The following is a 16,047-nucleotide window of genomic DNA, read 5'->3' on the forward strand; positions in this document are numbered from 1 at the left end:
CGCGCCCGGGAAGGGATGTCAGCGCGACTGGATGGTGGCTGGGGCTTCGTACAGCCACGAGTCCAGCGCAGCCAGCATCTTGGACCACCCCTTCTGGGTGCTGTCCTTCCACTTCTCGCCGTCCGGGCCCATCTCGTGGGTCAGGGTGAGCACACAGTCTTCTCCGTCAGGGACGATGTCCACCGTCACCCGGTCGTAAGCCTCCGAGTACTTCGGCACCGCGAAGGTGAACACCAGCCGGCGCGGCCGTTCGACCTCCAGGTACTCGCCCACATGCTCCACCGCTTCGCCGTCGCGCAGGTCCGACAAGCAGAACCGGCCGCCCACCCGCGCATTGATTTCCGCGCGCACCAGCGACCTCTCCGGCGCCGCGACAAAGAGCCAGCAGCTGGCCCTCACGGGATGAGTCCAGGCATCGAAGACGCGCTGGGCGGAGTCCTTGAAGCGGTGGGTGACGGTCAGCTTCACGGGGAGGGAGTCGCTCATCGGGTGCGTCCTTTCCATTGGGGAGGGCGGAGGCGCGCGGCTTCGAGTGCCCGGGCCAGCGTGCGAGTCCCTTCGCGGAGCGCGTCCGGGCGCACGCCGCCGAAGCCAAAGATGAGGCCGGACTCGCGGCGTCGGCCAAGGAAATAGTCGGACAGGGCCGCGACCTCCACGCCCAGACGCGCGGCCTCATCGCGCACGCGCAGGTCGGACAGTGGGGAGGCAAGGGATGCGCACACCTGCATGCCGGTGTCACAGGGACGAGGCGTGAGGACGCCCGAGCAGTCTGCGTGCAGGGCTTCGAGCAGGGCTTCGCCACGCTCCCGATAGGCCGCGCGCATGCGGCGCAGGTGACGGGCGAAGTGGCCCTCCACGAGGAACAGCGCGAGCGCGGCCTGCTCCAGCGTGGAGGCGGGCGCGGGCGCGGCGGCGCGAGCGGCGGAGAAGACGTCCACGAGCGAGGGCGGCACAACGAGGAAGCCCAGGCGCAGGCCGGGGAACATCGACTTGCTGAACGTGCCCACGTAGACCACGCAGCCGGCGTCATCGAGTCCCTGGAGCGCGGTGAAGGGACGGCCGCGGTGGCGGAACTCGCTGTCGTAATCGTCCTCGATGATCAGCGAGCGGGTGCGTTCGGCCCACTGGAGCAGCGCCATCCGCCGCGCCAGGCTCAGCGTGACGCCCAGCGGGTATTGGTGCGAAGGCGCCACCAACGCGACCCGGGCCCGAGGCGCGTGAGCCAGGCCCTCGCCCACGTCGAGTCCGTCCCCATCCACGGGGATGGGCACCGGCCGACCTCCAGCGGAGAGCACGGCGCGACGGGCGCCGGGATAGCCAGGGTTCTCCACCCAGACGGAGTCACCCGGATTCAGCGCGAGCCGGAGGACCTCATCGAAGGCCTGCTGGGTGCCCGCCGTGATGAAGACCTGCTCCGAGGAGCAGCGCACGCCCCGCGACACGGACACATGGATGGCGACGGCTTCGCGCAGTGGCGCATGGCCCGAAGGGTCACCCCCGTCGAGCAACCCCGTGCTCGCGCGAGCATGGACGCGGGACACCGTGCGGGCCCAGAGCGCGGTGGGGAACAGGTCCAGCGCGGGCACACCCGGCCGGAACGCGCGAGGCGCGGCCCCGAGACGCGGAGCACCGACCGGAGAGGCCTTCAACGCCCGTGTGGAGGCAGCAAGCCGAGGCCCCTTCCCAGAGCTTGAAGCACGTGCGGCAGCAGCGAGCCCGGGTTCACGGCTCCGGTCTCCGGAGAGGATGGGCAGCTCGGGTGCGACGCGTGTGCAGGAACCCGCCTGGGCTACGAGGTAGCCCTCCGCAGTGAGCGCGTCCATCGCCTGGAGGACGGTGCTGCGGGCCACATCCAGCTCGGTGGCGAGCTGACGGGAAGAGGGAAGCCGCAGGCCGGGAGCCAGCGCCCCCGCGAGGATGCGCGCCCGGATGCCTTCGAAGAGCTGCTCATGGAGCGGCGTGGGACTTCGCGAATCGAGCCGCAAGAGGAGCGATGACGCGACGCCGGTGGAGGTCTTCAACTGGTATGGCCGATTCTGGCGGAAGTGGTCTTCATGACCCTACCAGTTCCCTGGCAAGAAGCCTCCATGCCGTCTCCGTCTCCCTGCTGCTCGGTCCTCGAACTGCGCCAGTACACGCTGCATCCCGGTCAGCGGGACGTCCTCATCTCGCTCTTCGAACGGGCCTTCATCGAGTCGCAGGAAGCCACCGGCATGCACCTCGTCGGTCAGTTCCGCGACGAGGACCGTCCGGACCGGTTCGTGTGGCTGCGAGGCTTCCGCGACATGGCCTCACGGCGCGAAGCCCTGGGCGCGATCTACGGCGGCCCGGTGTGGAAGGAGCACCGCAACGCCGCGAACGTGACCATGCAGGACTCCGACAACGTCCTGCTCCTGCGGCCGGTGCGACCGGACACGGGCCTCGTGCATCCAGGCACGCCCCGACCGCCACCGGGCGCGGACGCACGTCCGGACTCCCGGGTGGAGGTGACGCTCTGCTACTTGAAGGCTCCCGCCGATGAAGCATTCCTGACCTGCTTCGAACAGCACGTGCGCCCGGTGCTCACGGAGCTGGGCGCCACGCCGAAAGCCCTGTTCCAGACCGAGCCCGCGGAGAACACCTTCCCTGCCCTGCCCGTGCGCACGGGCGAGCACGTCTTCGCCTGGCTCACCGTGTTCCCGGATGCGCGCCGCCGATCCGCGGCGAAGGGCTGGGCGGAGCCACTCCAACCGTGGCTGAGCGCGCCGCTCGAACACCTGACGTTATCCCCCACCGCGCGCTCCGAGCTGCGCTGAAAGGATCCGCTCCATGAAGCCTCTTCCTCCCTTGCCCACGGGCGACGTGCACGACTTCGACTTCCTCATGGGCGAATGGACGTGCGTGAACCGGAAGCTCAAACAACGGCTGACAGGCAGCGACGACTGGGACGTGTTCACGTCCAGGATGCGCTGCCAGCCCCACCTGGGCGGCCTGTCCAACGTCGAGGAGACCGTCTTCGAGCGGGGCTTCTCCGGCATGGCCCTGCGCCTGTTCGACGCACGGGAGCGCCGCTGGTCCATCCACTGGATCGACAGTCGCCACGCGGTGCTTCAGCCCCCCGTGCACGGAGGCTTCACTGGAGACCACGGCCGTTTCTATGGCGAGGACACCGAAGGAGGCCGACCGGTCCAGGTCGTGTTCCACTGGACCCGCCTGGACAACGACCGGGCGCGCTGGGAACAGGCCTTCTCCTTCGACGGAGAGACCTGGGAGACCAACTGGGTGATGGAGTTCACCCGGACGACGGCCACCGGCTGAACACCACCGTGGCTGGACTTCCCACCAGGACGTCCGCTTGGATGCGCGTGCGTTCCATCCTGTCCCGGGGGTTTCCGTCTCATGCGCCGACTGCTCGCCGCTGTTCCGCTGTTCGCCCTGGTCGGCTGCTCCTACGTGGGAATTGGTCCGACGCCCACAAGGAGCCGGCTCTCGACCCAGCCCACTGGATCCGGCCCGGTGGTCATCCGGGTGGGCAAGACGGAACCCGAGCCCCTCAAGACGCCGGAGACCGGGGAGTCCACTCCGTCGAAGGAAGCCTCCACCGCCGAGGCCTCCGACTCACCCGGCGCGACGCAGTAGCGGCTCGCGGGATTGTGAACGGACCGACGCGGAATCGGTTCGACAGACCGTGGCGCCTCGGGAACCATCCGCGCTCCGCCGCCCGCCACCTGAAGGCGGGCCGTGCTCCGGAGCCACCCGATGAAGCCCCATGTCATCTGCCACATGATCTCGTCCATCGACGGGCGCATCGTCGTCAAGCACTGGCCCGACCCGGCATCGATGCGCGGTGAATACGAGCGCACCGCTGACACCTTCGACGCCGATGCCTGGATGTGCGGCCGCATCACCATGGAGGACTTCGCCGCGGAAGGGGACGTGTCCAAGCCCGCTCCGGCATCTCCCCTGCCCCGCACGGACTTCGTCGCTCGCAAGGACGCGGAGTCCCACGCCATCGCCCTGGATGCCCACGGCAAGCTGAACTGGGAGTCCGGCGCCATCGACGATGATCACCTCGTCGTCGTGCTCACGGAGTCCGTCTCCGACGCGCACCTCGCCCACCTGCGCGAGCGCGGTGTCTCCTATGTCTTCGGCGGCAAGCAGGACATCGACTTCGCCCGCGTGCTGGAGAAGCTCGGCGACACCTTCGGCATCAAGACCGTGCTGCTGGAGGGCGGCGGTGGCATCAACGGGTCCTTCCTCGCCGCGGGCCTCATCGACGAGGTGAGCCTCCTCGTGCACCCCACCGCTGACGGCCTGCCCGGCACTCCGACCCTCTTCGACCGGCCCCAGGGTTCCACCGGCGCGGGCGCCGCGCTGGAGCTCACCCACGTGGAGCGCCGCGACTCCGGCATCGTGTGGCTCCGGTACCGCGTGCGGCGCTGAGCCTTCCCTGTTCCCTCTGTCCAGCGCGTGCGGCCCCCGACAGAGGCTCAGGGAGCGCGCAGCAGCGTCGCGGACTCGTAGAGGCTCTGCTGCTGGAAGACACCCGCGGCGGACGTGTCCTTCTCCAGCTTGGACTGCACGCCCTTGGGCAGCTGCGCGTAGAGGTCCTGGCCCAGCAGTCCTTCAATCTGGTCCACCGGCACGCGCGACTGCTGGAGCAGCGGGAGGATGTCCTCCTTCTTGGACGGGCCCTCCTTCGCGTTCGGCACCATGTACGCGAACATCGACAGGTTGCCGTTGGGCAGCTCCAGGAGCACCGTCTTGAAGTTGTGCGTGGGGACCGCGATCTGCCGGTCCGCCTTCGAGCCCGTCGTCTGGAGGGACTCGGGCGGCAGCGGCTTGCCCTTGTCGTCCAGGTACAGGTTGCCCGTGACGATGTAGGCCTTGCCGCCGGTCTCCTTGATCATCTCCGACACGCCGCGCTCCAGCGTGCGCCACACCTGCTGGTTGTGGTTGCCGTGCTGGGGCGCGATGTTGGTCATGTAGTGGCTCTCGTTCATCGCCGCCTGCGTGGGCGAGTCCTCGGCCGGCTTCATGTGTCCCCGGTCGAAACCGGTGTTGTTGTAGTCGGAGTCCACCACGCCGCCCTGCTTCAGCTCCGGGTCGCGCACGAAGGTGCTGTTGAGCCGGCTGACGTCCGCGGGCGTCTCCTTCACGTCCGCCGCGGACAGCATGTAGCTCACGAACGTGGGCACGTTCTTGTCCGTGTCCATCAGCGTGCGCGAGTACTCCTTCACCAGGTTCAGGCCGGGCGTCGCGCCGCTTCCGCCCACGCCCTGGAGCGGATCCACCTCGCCGGCCACTTCCGCCACGCGGCTCTGGAAGGTGGCCATCTGCTGATCCGGCACCCACTGCGTGTTCGCGGCAGTGCCCGTGCCCTTGGCCTGGTTCGCCTTGGACGCGTTGATGTAGGCCGTCAGCTCGTCCGCGGAGAGTTCACCATCGCCGTTGCCGCCCAGGAGGTCCGCGCGCTTCGCCACGGACTGCTGCCAGGGGCTTTCGAAGCTGTCCACCTTCGCGGACTGCGCGCCCCCCTGAAGCTTCGCGTCGAGCGCCGCGCGCTGCTGCTGGATGGCCGTGGACGTGAGGAACTGCGCGTCCGTGGGCGCGGAGAGATACGACTCCAGCTCCGCCGCGGACACCTGGCCGTTCGAGGCCCGGCTTCCATCAACGCCCTCGTCCGCCGCGTGCAGCAGGCGCCCCTGCCAGCTTTCGTCCGTCCAGCCGAACTTCTGCTGGAGGTCGGAGATGGCCACCTCCTTGGTGGCGGAGCGCTTCCAGCTGCCTCCCGTGGGCGCCACGACATTCGACGCGGGCGCGCTGACGGGAGCATCCGCCCCAGCGGGCACCGCGGTGTTCGCGGGCGCGGCGGTGGGGACAGCCGCGTTCGCGGGCGTGGGACGCGGGGTGGAGACTCCCGTCGGGATTCGCAGCGACATGCGGTGAACGTCCTCGGGGCCGGCGGGGGTGACGATCGGGGAGGGCCCCTGTTCTTCATCGTCGGAGTGACGCGGCACCCGGTTGCGTCACTCCGCCCTTTTTCTCAGCAGGCAGGGCGTTTTTCGGTCCGGCTGGACCCGGCTGTCACTTAATGCCGGACTTCGAGGGGGGCGGAGGGCGGTGTCCGTCGGGCCGGGCGTGCTGGACGGCGTGGACGATGCGGGCTTCGGCCTGGAGTTTTTCGACGACGGCGGCAGGCAGTCGGGCGCGCTCGGCGGCGACAGCGAGGGTGATCAGGAAGGCCTCGCTGACGGGCCCCTGCGTGGAGGCGTTGCGCTCGGCAGGGGTGAAGGCGTGGGCGTCCACCACGGTGCCGGAGGCGGTGCGCACCTTCACGGGGCGCTCCTCGGTGGCCAGGGCGAGCGCGGTCTCCAGGCGGGCGAGGACGGGCCAGGACTCGGTGGCGACGGGGCGCAGGCGCCCGGACAGCCGGTGTCCGGGAGCATCCACCAGGCGTGCGACCCGGCCGCCCCAGTTGGGCACGTGCACGTCATAGACGACGTCCACGTCCAGGGCCTCGGCGAGTTCGCCCTCGGGGAAGTCGGGCACGGGGGGCAGGCCGTGCAGGTGCCGGCTCGCCGCGGCCGGAGCCAGGTCGAGGGAGAACGCGAACCAGGGACGCGAAGCCGCGGGGCCAGATGCCATGGGGACGAGTGTCCCCGGCGCGCGGCGGTGGAACAAGGGCCAGGCCGTGCGGATCCGCGTCCGGGTGCCGGGGGGTCCGGGCTTTCCAGGTCACGTCACCACGGCGGCGAGGATGCGCTCGAAGAGCCAGGGGGCTCGGCCCAGCAGGCGCACCACGGGCCTGCGCAGACGCGGGCGGCGCGCGAGCATCAACAGGCCGTGCGTGGTCCAGGCGTACTTGCGGAACACCTGCTGGAAGGTGTGCTCGTAGGGCAGCAACGTGTCGCGGCCCGCGCCCTTCGCCAGTGCGTCCGGGAGCAGCGCGCCCAGGGACTCCGCGCAGGCGAAGGCGAGCGTGAGCCCTTCGCCTGTCAGCGCGTCCACGTAGCCGGCGGCATCACCGACGAGGGCGAAGCGATCCGCGATGCGCGTGCGGGCCACACGGGCCAGGGGTCCGGCGCCGCGTGGCTGGGAGTCCGGCGCCGCGCCGGTGAGCTTCTCCGCGAGGCGGGGGAAGCGCTCCAGCATCGCGTCGAAACCCACGCGGCCTGGCACCGTTCCGTCCTCCCAGAGGAACGCGATGCCCACGCGCTCCGCTCCCGCGGGCGTCACGTACGCCTCGACGCCGGAGGCGAAGTGCACCTCCACGTAGGGTGTCCAGGGCACGCGCCGGAAGTGGCGCCGCAGTCCGTAGCGCCGGGGCACGTCCTGCTCCACGTCCAGGTCCTCGGCCTTGCGCAGCGGTGAGTTCAAGCCGTCCGCCGCGACCAGGAAGCGCGCGGACACGCGGCCCACGGGCGTCTCCAGCGTCACCCCGTCCGGCGTGCGCACGTGCGACACGACATGCGTGTGCTCGCGCAGGTCGACGCCCACCTCGCGCGCACGGGTCGCCAGCGCATGGGACAGGGCCAGCCTGCGGACTCCCAGTCCTCCAGGCGCGGGCAGCTTTCCCTCCGCCGTGCTGCCGTCCTCCTGCACGTAGCGGATGCCGACGAAGGGAGAGCTGTCGCTCCGGTCCAGGTGCGCGAGCGCGCCCAACCGCTCCAGCGCCGCGAGGCCGGAGGGCATCAGGCCTTCACCGCACGCCTTGTCCACGGGCGTGGACGCGCGCTCCAGCACCACCGTGTCCAGCCCGCGCCGTGCCGCGGTGATGGCCACCGCGAGACCGGCCGGGCCTCCGCCCACCACGACCACGTCGTGACGCTTCACGTGTCCAGCCACATCACGAGTCGTGCTCCGCGCGCACCATCGCCAGCGCGCTCTTCGCCATCTCCACCGCGAGCCCCACCGCGCCCACCTTCTTCGGCGCCGTCAGCTCTCCGGCCAGGTAGCGCCGCAGCGCCTCGCTCCTGCGCAGCTTGCCGCTGGACGTGCGCGGCAGCGTCCCCGGCTCCAACAGGCGCACCGTGTGCGGCTGCACGCCCGTCGCCTCCACCACCGCCGCGCGGATGTCCGCCTCCACGGAGGCCACGTCCGCTCCCCGCTCCGCGCGCTCGGCCAGGATGAGCAATGTTTCGTCCTCGCCGCCCTCGGGCGTGAAGCCCAGCGCCACCGCGCAGCCCGTGCGCACGCCGTCCACCTTGAGCAGCGGATCCTCGAAGGCCTGCGGCGCGTGGTTCGCGCCCCGGATGATGACCAGGTCCTTCGCGCGGCCCGTCAGGTACAGCTCCCCGTCCGCGCTGAAGCCCAGGTCCCCCGTGTCCAGCCAGCCTTCCTCCACCAGCGCCCGCGCCGTCGCCTCCGCGTCCTCGAAGTAGCCGCGCATCACCGACGGCCCCTTCGTGAACACGCGCCCCACCTGGCGCTCCGGCAGCACCGCGCCGTCCTCGCCGCGCACCTGCACCTCGAAGCCCGCCACCGGCGTGCCCACGCTCACCAGCGTGCGTGCCCCATCACGCGCCTGCCCTTCGCGCGCCAGCACGTCCGAATCCACGCCCAGCTCGCGCGGCCCCCGGCCCGCAGGGGGGAACGTCACCGCCAGCGACGCCTCCGACAAGCCATACACCGGCCGCAGCGCCCGCGCGGAGAAGCCCCACTTCTCGAACCGCTCCGCGAAGCGACGCAGCGTGTCCGCGGACACCGGCTCCGCGCCGTTGAGCGCGTGCAGCCACCCGGACAGGTCCACGCCCTGCAGGTCCGCGTCCTTCACCCGCTTCAAACACAACCCATAGGCGAAGTTCGGCGCGGGCGACACGAAGCCCCGATGCCTGGACAGCGCGCGCAGCCACAGCGCCGGCTTCACCAGGAACGTCTCCGGCGGAATCAGCACCAGGCTGCCCGGGTAGTACAGCGCCGCGAGCACACAGCCGATGAGCCCCATGTCGTGGTACAGCGGCAGCCAGCTCACGCCCACCGGCGTCACGCCCGGGGCCACCGGCATCGCCGCCTCCAGCGCCGCCACCTGCGCCAACAGCGCCCCGTGCGTCAGCGCCACCGGCTTCGGCTCCACCGTCGAGCCAGAAGAGAACTGGATGAGCCCCAGCGCGTCGGGCCCCATCTCCACCTCCAGGTCCTCGTCGCCGTGCATCACCGCGTCCACCGTGTGACAGCCCAGCCTGGGCCGCGCCTGCTCGATGCTTGGGCCCAGGAGCAGCCGCACGCGAGTGTCCGTCAGCACCACCACCGCGCCCGTCAGCTGGAGCATGCGCGCCGTCGAGCGGTGGTACTCGTCCAGCCGCCCCAGCCGCACTGGCGGATACAGCGGCACCGGCACCGCGCCCGCCAGCAGCGCGCCGAAGTACGCATCCATGAACGCGGGCGACGTGGGCAACAGCAGCGCCACCCGGTCTCCCGGACGCACGCCCAGCCGCGCCAGCCCCGCCGCCGCGCGCTTCGCCCGCCGGTAGACCTGGGCCCACGGCAGGGACGTCTCGTGCTCGGCGGCGTCCACGAACACCAGCCCCAGCGACGTGTGCGACGTCGCCTTCAGCATCGCGTTCACCGTGGCGTGCTTCAGCGCCGGCAGGGGCGGCCCCTTCACGGATGCACTCCCACGTCCGGCTTCGCGGCCTCGACCCGCGCCGCCACCAGCCGCGCCAGGTCCTCCACCGTCCGCACGCCCTGCGCGTCCTCTTCCGACAGCAGCACCCGGAAGCGATTCTCCAGGCCCACCGCCAGCACCGTCAGCCCCAAGCTGTCCAGGTGCAGGTCGCGCAAGAGGTCGTGCGCGGGCTCCACCGCGCCCTCGAACTCCAGCTCCTCCCGGGCGATGCGGCGGATCTCCGCCACCGCCTCCATCTCGATGTCAGCCACGGCGAACCTCCGGAATGAAGCGGGGACGGTCGGCGAAGGCCTCGGAGTACACCGCCCCGAGTGCCGCCTCCTCCGCGCGAATGCGCACGTAGAGCAGCGCCGCGTTGCCCACCGTGAACACCACCGCCGTCACCCACGCCCCGTGGATGAGCGGCACACAGAACAACTCCAACACCACCGCCACGTAGTTCGGATGACGCAGGAACCGGTACGGCCCGCCCGTCACCGGCGCCAGCCCCGGCACCACGATGATGCGCGAATTCCACCGGTCGCCCAGCGTCCCGATGGCCCAGTACCGCAACCCCTGCGCCACCGCCGCGCCCACCAGCGCCGCCCAACTCCACACGCCCCAGAAGGGACGCTGGAGTCCGAACACCTCCGCGACGCACGCGACGAGGAAGAGCGTGTGGAACACGACCATGAACCGGTAGTGCCCCTGCCCCGTCTCCACCCCGCCCCGCGCGAAGGCCCGCGCCGCGTTGCGCTTGGAGAGCACCAACTCCAACAGCCGCTCCGCGACGAGCAGCCCCATGAAGCCCGCGAACAACGCCTGCGTTCCGGTCACCATCGCACCAGCACCATCTCCGCGCAGAAGCCCGGACCCATGGCCATCACCACGCCCCAGTCGCCCGGCACCGCGTCCGCTTCTTCCAGCGTCTCACCCAGCACGAAGAGCACCGACGCGCTGGACAGGTTTCCCACCTGCCGCAGCGACTTCCACGAGCGCTCCAGCGCGCCGGACTCCAGCTCCAGCGCGGACTCGAAGCCCTCCAGCACCTTGGGGCCACCGGTGTGCGCCACCCAGTGCTTCACGTCCTGGCGGGCCAGCCCGTGCTCCGCCAGGAAGCCATCCACGTTGCCCCGGATGTGTTCCTTCACCAGCTGCGGGACCTTGGCGGACAGCACCACCTTGAAGCCCGTGTCCACCACGTCCCAGCCCATCACCCGCTCGGTGTCCGGGTAGAACACCGACCGCGAGCCCACCACGCGCGGGCCCGCGGCAGGGGCCTCCGCGCCCCGCAGCACCACGCACGCCGCGCCGTCACCGAAGAGGCCGGAGGCGATGATGTTGGGGATGGACAGGTCCTCGCGCTGGAGCGTGAGCGAGCACAGCTCCGTGGCGATGAGCAGCGCCGTCTGCTTCGGGAACGCGCGCAGGTAGTCCGACGCGCGCGCCAGGCCCGCCGCGCCCGCCACGCAGCCCAGGCCGAAGATGGGCGTGCGCTTCACGTCCTCGCGCAGGCCCATCCGGTTGACCAGCCGCGCGTCCACGCTGGGCGTGGCGATGCCCGTCACCGTGACGAAGAAGACATGGTCCACGTCCTTCGGTGTGAGCCCCGCGCGCGACAGCGCCTCGCGCGCCACCTTCTCCGACAGCTCCGTGGCCACGCGGATCCACGCGTCGTTGCGCTGCTGGAACGTCGCGAGCGCCGGGTACTCCTCCAGCGGCAGCGCCAGGTGCCGGCCGCCCACCTGCACGTTGCGGTGCAGGTCCTCCAGCCGCTCCAGGTTGAAGTGCTTCGTCGCCCACAGGTCGCGCAGCGCCGCGATGAGCTGCTCCTGGCTGGCGTAGTGCGGCGGAAGCGCGCGTCCCACCGCGCTCAACGAAGGGGATGGCGCGGGATCGTGACGGGTCATACTGGGCATGAAGTCCTGAGGGTCCCACCCGGGGAGTCGAGTCCCCAGGCATAATCAGCCGCGGGGCGGGATGCGATGGACTATCGCCAGAGCTGCCCGTCCCTGAACCCCACCGGCTGCCCGCACTGTTGCACACGCGACGCCCCACCGCCGGCTCCGCGACCGGAGGGTCCCTTTTTCGTCGCGCTCAGGCGATGGAGTCCACCACGCCCCCGTCGACCCGCAGCGCGGCGCCGGTGGTGGCGGAGGCCTGGGGTGACGCGACGTAGACAATCATGTTCGCCACCTCCTCCACGCTGGAGGGGCGGCGGAGGATGGAGCTGGGCCGGTTCGCCTGGATGAAGTCCACGGCGAGGTCCTCGAAGGACCGGCCCGACTTCTCGTGCTCCTCGCGGAACATCGTGCGGACGCCCTCGGAGAGGGTGGGCCCCGGCAGCACGGAGTTGACCGTGACGCCCGTCCCCGCCATGCGCTTGGCCAGGCCGCGCGCGACGGACAGCTGCGCCGTCTTGGTGACGCCGTAGTGGATCATCTCCGTGGGGATGTTCAGCGCGGACTCGGAGGAGACGAACACCACGCGGCCCCAGCCCTGCTTCTGCATCCCCGGCAGGTACGCGCGCGACAGCCGCACGCCGGACAGCACGTTCGCCTCGAAGAAGTGGCTCCAGTCCTCATCGGACACGTCGAAGAAGTCCTTCGGTCCGAAGATGCCCAGGTTGTTGATGAGGACGTCGCAGTGGGGGTGCGCCGCGACGAGCGCCGTGGTGGCCTCCGCCGTGCTCAGGTCTCCCGCGAAGCCCTTCACCGTGGCGCCCGGGGCCGCCTCGCGCACCGCCGCGATGGCCCGGTCCACCGCCGCCTGCGTGCGGCCGTTGACGATGACCGTGGCGCCCGCCGCCGCCAGCCCCTTCGCCGTGGCCAGGCCGATGCCGGCCGTGGAGCCGGTGACGAGGGCAATCCTTCCAGTGAGTTCGATGCGCATGGGGTGTCCCGGGAAAAGAGGAGTACGGCCTGAGGCTCCTGGGTATGCGGTCCGCGAGCCTCCGAAACAATGGCCACGCCGTGCAAACCAGCATTCGATAGTTTCGAACAATGGATCGCTTCGACGAGATGGAGCTGTTCCTCGACATCGCCCGGCGGGGCAGCTTGTCCGCCGTCGCGCGAGCCCGGGGCGTGGCGCCTTCCACGGTGACGCTGGGACTCCAGCGCCTGGAGGCACGGCTGGGGGTGCGGCTGCTCGCCCGGTCCACGCGGCGGCTGTCGCTGACACCCGAGGGCGAGGGCTACCGCGCGGACTGTCAGCGCATCCTCACCGACCTGGCGGAGAGCGAGGCGGGCGTGGGCGGGCGCGAGGGTCCCCTCACCGGCCTCCTGCGCGTCACCGCCACCAACGACTTCGGCCGCGCGCGGGTGGCCCCGCTGGTGGACGCATTCCTCCGGCTCCATCCGGGGGTGCGCGTGGAGCTGGTGCTGAGCGACGGGGTGCTGGACCTCATCGAGGAGGGCATCGACGTGGCGCTGCGCTTCGGGCAGCTGGCGGACTCGCGGCTGACTGCGCGGCGCATCGTCTCCGGCCGGCGCGTGGTGTGCGCGGCGCCCGCGTACTGGGCCCGCAACCCGCCGCCTCGCAAGCCCACGGACCTGACGCGCCACAACTGCCTGGTGCTCGCGCGTCCGGGCGCGCCGCAGACGAGCTGGGCGTTCCGCGACGAGGACGGCCGCGTCTTCCACGTGCGCGTGTCCGGGGACCGGACCGCCAACGACGGCGGCGTGCTGAAGGACTGGGCCCTGGCGGGCGCGGGCGTCATCCTCAAGTCCACCTGGGACGTGGAGGCACTGCTCGCCTCCGGCCACCTGGTGTCCGCGCTGGACCGCTTCACGCTGCCGGACATCGACCTGCACGCGGTCCACACCGCCGGGCGCGAACCGGGCCGCCGGCTCGCGGCCTTCCTCGCGTTCCTGGACGAGCACCTCCACCTGCCCCCGGGGTCCGTGGGCGCGAGACGCCGCCGCGCGAGCCGGAAATCCTCTTCACTCGGAGTATGATGCGCGTTTCACCTTTCAGGGAAGACACGCCATGGCCGAGGAAGCCACCGTCCGGTTGTTGAAGCAGCAGTCCACGAGCAGCGCCTACGTCCACGTGGTGACGCCACCGAAGCCGCCCGCGGAGCTGATGGCCGCCCTGAGCAACGCGAACGTTGGCGCGGTCTGCGCGCTGCTCGCGGGAGGGGCGCACAGCACGGTCGTCACCGACGTCGCGCTGGACCAGGAGGCGGATGGCAATCGCAACCCCGCCCAGCGCAACCCCGCGGGGCTCCGGCAGAAGGACAGCCAGCAGAGGACCGTCGCGAATCACATCGCCAAGTGGGGCGCGAAGGTCGGCACCGAGTGGCGACTGTTCAAGCAGCCGAAGATCGAAGCGTTCGTGGTCAGCCTCTTCCAGGCGGTGAAGGCCGGGGCGGAGAGCGGCAATCACCTCTGGACGAAGTGCGCCGTCACCTTCAGTCGCGCGGACCTCTTCCACTGCCACCTGGTCTACGACGTCTCCGGACCCCAGCCGGACATCCTGTTCCTCTTCCACCTGAAGGAGTACCCAAGCAACATCGAAGCGGACAAGAGCCACGACGCGCACCTCATCGAACCGGACATCGCCGAGTTCACCTCCCATGAAGACGCGGGCTACCCGCGGCGCAATGCCGTCTACTCCCTGCGGATGAACCGGCTGTGGATCATCAATTACATCCGCCGCTATGACGAGGACCTGTTCGTCCCGGTCTACAAGGAGGAGCATCCCTACCTCCCGCTGCTGACGATGACTTCCCGGGGCGCGAGCATGCTGAGCAACGTCTACGGCAATCCCCTGGCCGTCGGCGGAGACCAACTGGGGGACGAGTTCGGGACCATCAACTACTTCCCCCGGGAGCTCGCCCATCCCATCTTCGCGGTGCGCGGACACTGAGCCCGGGCGGCGATGCCCTGACAGGCCGCCGCACCGTCCGCTCCTGAATCGTCCCCCAGCCCTTCTGTCCTGCCTGCAACGACAGACAGCGCTTCCGGCCAGCGTCGATTTCCCTGACAGGCCGGTAGCATCCGGGCCGTTCGCGCGCTGGGGGGATTCGATGAAGATGGTCTGTGTTGGCGGAGGCCCTGCCGGGCTCTATTTCTCGATCCTGGCGAAGCTGTCCAACCCGAAGCACGACGTCACCGTCGTCGAGCGCAACCCACCGGGCATGACGTATGGCTGGGGCGTCGTGTTCTGGGATGACCTGCTGGACGACCTCTTCCGCAACGACCCGGTGAGCGCGCAGCGGATCGCCCAGGCCGCGGCGCGCTGGGACACGCAGGAGGTGCACCTGCGGGGCCGGTACGCGACGCACATCGGCGGCTATGGCTTCGCGTTGGGACGGGACCGGCTGCTGGACATCCTCATCCGGCGGGCGAGGGGGCTGGGCGTGGACGTCCGCTTCGAGCACGACGTCACGGACCTTGCCGCGTTCATGGACGCGGACCTCGTCGTCGCCTGTGACGGCGTCAACAGCCGGCTGCGCCAGCGCCATGCCCATCACTTCCAGACGCACGTGGAAGAGGGACGCAACAAGTACATCTGGCTGGGCACCGACAAGGTGTTCGACGCCTTCACCTTCGCCTTCGAGGAGACGCCCGCCGGATGGCTCTGGTTCCACGGCTACCGCTTCAACAGCGAGACCAGCACCTGCATCGTGGAGTGCCAGGAGTCGACCTGGAAGGCGTTGGGCTTCGACGCGCTGGGACCGGATGAGACGCTCCGGAAGCTGGAGGGCATCTTCCAGAGCCGGCTCCAGGGCAAGTCGCTGTTCAACCAGCTGAAGGGCATGGGCCGGGCGCCATGGCTCAACTTCAAGCGCATCACCAACGAGCGCTGGTACCACGACAACGTGGTGCTCATGGGGGACGCCGCGCACACCACGCACTTCTCCATCGGCTCCGGGACGAAGCTGGCCATGCAGGACGCCATCGGGCTGGCGCGGCAGCTGCGAACGCAGCCGGACGTGCCCACCGCGCTGGAGGCGTATGACGAGGAGCGGCGCGCCTCCCTGCTGGCCATCCAGCTGGCGGCGCGCAGCAGCTCCGAGTGGTTCGAGAACGTCCCCAACTACGTGAACCAGGACGCGACCCAGTTCGCCCATTCGCTGCTGAACCGCCGGGGCAGCTCCGTGTGGAGCTACCTGCTGCTCATGGCCAGCCAGCAGCCCTCGCTGCGAGGCGCGCTGCGCAAGCTCCACTCCTCCAAGCAGTGGGTCCGCGAGCAGCGCCGGGGCCGCGGCGCGGTGGTGCTGGGGGCTCCACCGCCGGGCTAGGGAGACGTCGCGATTACAGGAATGAAGTCGTGTACCACGCGGGAAGCAACGCACAGGCGGGGGGTATGATGCCGAAGCGTTTCGCCATCTTGATGGTCGGCCACTGGGGCCCACGTCCGCGACTGAAGCGCTCACTGCGCTCGGAGTGCGAGCAAGGCCCGCAGCTCCGCCATTCCCTCCTTGCTGGTGTCAGAGGCACCGCTCTCTCCGGTCG

General features: G+C 70.3%; 17 protein-coding genes. 7 read left to right on the forward strand and 10 right to left on the reverse strand.

All coding sequences use genetic code 11. The features are described from left to right. Positions 1-18: 18 nt before the first annotated feature. Together D7Y11_RS13735 and D7Y11_RS13740 are read right to left on the reverse strand one after the other, a co-directional pair. Positions 19-486, reverse strand: a complete 468-nt coding sequence (locus D7Y11_RS13735; protein WP_120575873.1) for an SRPBCC domain-containing protein — start codon at positions 484-486, stop codon at positions 19-21. Then, positions 483-2,021 (reverse strand): PLP-dependent aminotransferase family protein, encoded by a 1,539-nt coding sequence (locus tag D7Y11_RS13740; RefSeq protein WP_126933918.1) that lies wholly within the window; start codon positions 2,019-2,021, stop codon positions 483-485. The genes D7Y11_RS13735 and D7Y11_RS13740 overlap by 4 nt, the downstream gene beginning before the upstream one ends. Before the next feature lie 66 nt (positions 2,022-2,087). Between D7Y11_RS13740 and D7Y11_RS13745 the strand changes: the two genes are divergently transcribed. The 4 genes from D7Y11_RS13745 (at position 2,088) to D7Y11_RS13760 (ending at position 4,422) form a co-directional block, all read left to right on the forward strand. Then, positions 2,088-2,795, forward strand: coding sequence for an NIPSNAP family protein (locus D7Y11_RS13745; RefSeq protein WP_126933919.1), 708 nt, complete (start codon positions 2,088-2,090; stop codon positions 2,793-2,795). Positions 2,796-2,808: 13 nt separating this feature from the next. Further along, positions 2,809-3,297 carry a hypothetical protein gene (locus tag D7Y11_RS13750; RefSeq protein WP_126933920.1) on the forward strand — a complete coding sequence of 163 codons (489 nt, stop codon included), beginning with the start codon at positions 2,809-2,811 and terminating at the stop codon, positions 3,295-3,297. 81 nt (positions 3,298-3,378) lie between these two features. Then, positions 3,379-3,618, forward strand: a complete 240-nt coding sequence (locus D7Y11_RS13755) for a hypothetical protein (RefSeq protein ID WP_126933921.1) — start codon at positions 3,379-3,381, stop codon at positions 3,616-3,618. Between the two features lie 120 nt (positions 3,619-3,738). Then, positions 3,739-4,422 (forward strand): RibD family protein, encoded by a 684-nt coding sequence (locus D7Y11_RS13760; RefSeq protein ID WP_120575877.1) that lies wholly within the window; start codon positions 3,739-3,741, stop codon positions 4,420-4,422. 47 nt (positions 4,423-4,469) lie between these two features. Here the strand turns inward: D7Y11_RS13760 and D7Y11_RS13765 are convergent, their stop codons facing one another. The 8 genes from D7Y11_RS13765 to D7Y11_RS13800 form a co-directional block, all read right to left on the reverse strand. Continuing rightward, a complete protein-coding gene (locus tag D7Y11_RS13765; protein WP_120575878.1) occupies positions 4,470-5,921 on the reverse strand; it encodes a DNA/RNA non-specific endonuclease in 1,452 nt (483 codons plus the stop codon). Between the two features lie 145 nt (positions 5,922-6,066). Further along, on the reverse strand, positions 6,067-6,627 hold the full coding sequence (locus D7Y11_RS13770) for a gamma-glutamylcyclotransferase (RefSeq protein ID WP_120575879.1): 561 nt from the start codon (positions 6,625-6,627) through the stop codon (positions 6,067-6,069). A 90-nt stretch (positions 6,628-6,717) separates the two neighbouring features. After that, positions 6,718-7,815, reverse strand: coding sequence for an NAD(P)/FAD-dependent oxidoreductase (locus tag D7Y11_RS13775; protein WP_126933922.1), 1,098 nt, complete (start codon positions 7,813-7,815; stop codon positions 6,718-6,720). Positions 7,816-7,828: 13 nt separating this feature from the next. Beyond that, positions 7,829-9,586 (reverse strand): fatty acyl-AMP ligase, encoded by a 1,758-nt coding sequence (locus D7Y11_RS13780; RefSeq protein ID WP_126933923.1) that lies wholly within the window; start codon positions 9,584-9,586, stop codon positions 7,829-7,831. Then, the gene (locus tag D7Y11_RS13785) at positions 9,583-9,858 is read right to left on the reverse strand and encodes an acyl carrier protein (RefSeq protein ID WP_121762402.1); all 276 of its coding nucleotides are present in this window, start codon (positions 9,856-9,858) and stop codon (positions 9,583-9,585) included. The genes D7Y11_RS13780 and D7Y11_RS13785 overlap by 4 nt, the downstream gene beginning before the upstream one ends. Further along, entirely contained in the window at positions 9,851-10,426 is a 576-nt protein-coding gene (locus D7Y11_RS13790) for an isoprenylcysteine carboxyl methyltransferase family protein (RefSeq protein ID WP_120575882.1), read from the reverse strand. The genes D7Y11_RS13785 and D7Y11_RS13790 overlap by 8 nt, the downstream gene beginning before the upstream one ends. Then, the gene (locus tag D7Y11_RS13795; RefSeq protein ID WP_169821482.1) at positions 10,420-11,505 is read right to left on the reverse strand and encodes a type III polyketide synthase; all 1,086 of its coding nucleotides are present in this window, start codon (positions 11,503-11,505) and stop codon (positions 10,420-10,422) included. Before D7Y11_RS13795 ends, D7Y11_RS13790 begins: the two co-directional genes overlap by 7 nt. A gap of 178 nt (positions 11,506-11,683) precedes the next feature. Further along, positions 11,684-12,478 carry an SDR family NAD(P)-dependent oxidoreductase gene (locus D7Y11_RS13800; protein WP_120575884.1) on the reverse strand — a complete coding sequence of 265 codons (795 nt, stop codon included), beginning with the start codon at positions 12,476-12,478 and terminating at the stop codon, positions 11,684-11,686. 110 nt (positions 12,479-12,588) lie between these two features. On the opposite strand from D7Y11_RS13800, the gene D7Y11_RS13805 reads away from it, so the two are divergent. The 3 genes from D7Y11_RS13805 (at position 12,589) to D7Y11_RS13815 (ending at position 15,833) form a co-directional block, all read left to right on the forward strand. Continuing rightward, positions 12,589-13,542, forward strand: coding sequence for a LysR family transcriptional regulator (locus D7Y11_RS13805; RefSeq protein WP_120575885.1), 954 nt, complete (start codon positions 12,589-12,591; stop codon positions 13,540-13,542). Positions 13,543-13,573: 31 nt separating this feature from the next. Continuing rightward, complete coding sequence (locus D7Y11_RS13810; protein WP_121752847.1) at positions 13,574-14,455, forward strand: hypothetical protein; 882 nt, start codon at positions 13,574-13,576, stop codon at positions 14,453-14,455. 160 nt (positions 14,456-14,615) lie between these two features. After that, the gene (locus D7Y11_RS13815; protein ID WP_121752848.1) at positions 14,616-15,833 is read left to right on the forward strand and encodes an FAD-dependent monooxygenase; all 1,218 of its coding nucleotides are present in this window, start codon (positions 14,616-14,618) and stop codon (positions 15,831-15,833) included. Positions 15,834-16,047 lie beyond the last annotated feature (214 nt).

This window comes from Corallococcus sp. AB018 (genome assembly GCF_003986945.1).
Lineage (GTDB): Bacteria > Myxococcota > Myxococcia > Myxococcales > Myxococcaceae > Corallococcus > Corallococcus exiguus.

Coding starts and splice junctions, on each gene's coding strand:
- D7Y11_RS13745 (WP_126933919.1), top strand. CDS start 2,088: ATGCCGTCTCCGTCTCCCTGCTGCTCGGTCCTCGAACTGCGCCAGTAC.
- D7Y11_RS13810 (WP_121752847.1), top strand. CDS start 13,574: ATGGCCGAGGAAGCCACCGTCCGGTTGTTGAAGCAGCAGTCCACGAGC.
- D7Y11_RS13765 (WP_120575878.1), bottom strand. CDS start 5,921: ATGTCGCTGCGAATCCCGACGGGAGTCTCCACCCCGCGTCCCACGCCC.
- D7Y11_RS13800 (WP_120575884.1), bottom strand. CDS start 12,478: ATGCGCATCGAACTCACTGGAAGGATTGCCCTCGTCACCGGCTCCACG.
- D7Y11_RS13790 (WP_120575882.1), bottom strand. CDS start 10,426: ATGGTGACCGGAACGCAGGCGTTGTTCGCGGGCTTCATGGGGCTGCTC.
- D7Y11_RS13815 (WP_121752848.1), top strand. CDS start 14,616: ATGAAGATGGTCTGTGTTGGCGGAGGCCCTGCCGGGCTCTATTTCTCG.
- D7Y11_RS13760 (WP_120575877.1), top strand. CDS start 3,739: ATGAAGCCCCATGTCATCTGCCACATGATCTCGTCCATCGACGGGCGC.
- D7Y11_RS13795 (WP_169821482.1), bottom strand. CDS start 11,505: ATGCCCAGTATGACCCGTCACGATCCCGCGCCATCCCCTTCGTTGAGC.
- D7Y11_RS13805 (WP_120575885.1), top strand. CDS start 12,589: ATGGATCGCTTCGACGAGATGGAGCTGTTCCTCGACATCGCCCGGCGG.
- D7Y11_RS13770 (WP_120575879.1), bottom strand. CDS start 6,627: ATGGCATCTGGCCCCGCGGCTTCGCGTCCCTGGTTCGCGTTCTCCCTC.
- D7Y11_RS13735 (WP_120575873.1), bottom strand. CDS start 486: ATGAGCGACTCCCTCCCCGTGAAGCTGACCGTCACCCACCGCTTCAAG.
- D7Y11_RS13750 (WP_126933920.1), top strand. CDS start 2,809: ATGAAGCCTCTTCCTCCCTTGCCCACGGGCGACGTGCACGACTTCGAC.
- D7Y11_RS13755 (WP_126933921.1), top strand. CDS start 3,379: ATGCGCCGACTGCTCGCCGCTGTTCCGCTGTTCGCCCTGGTCGGCTGC.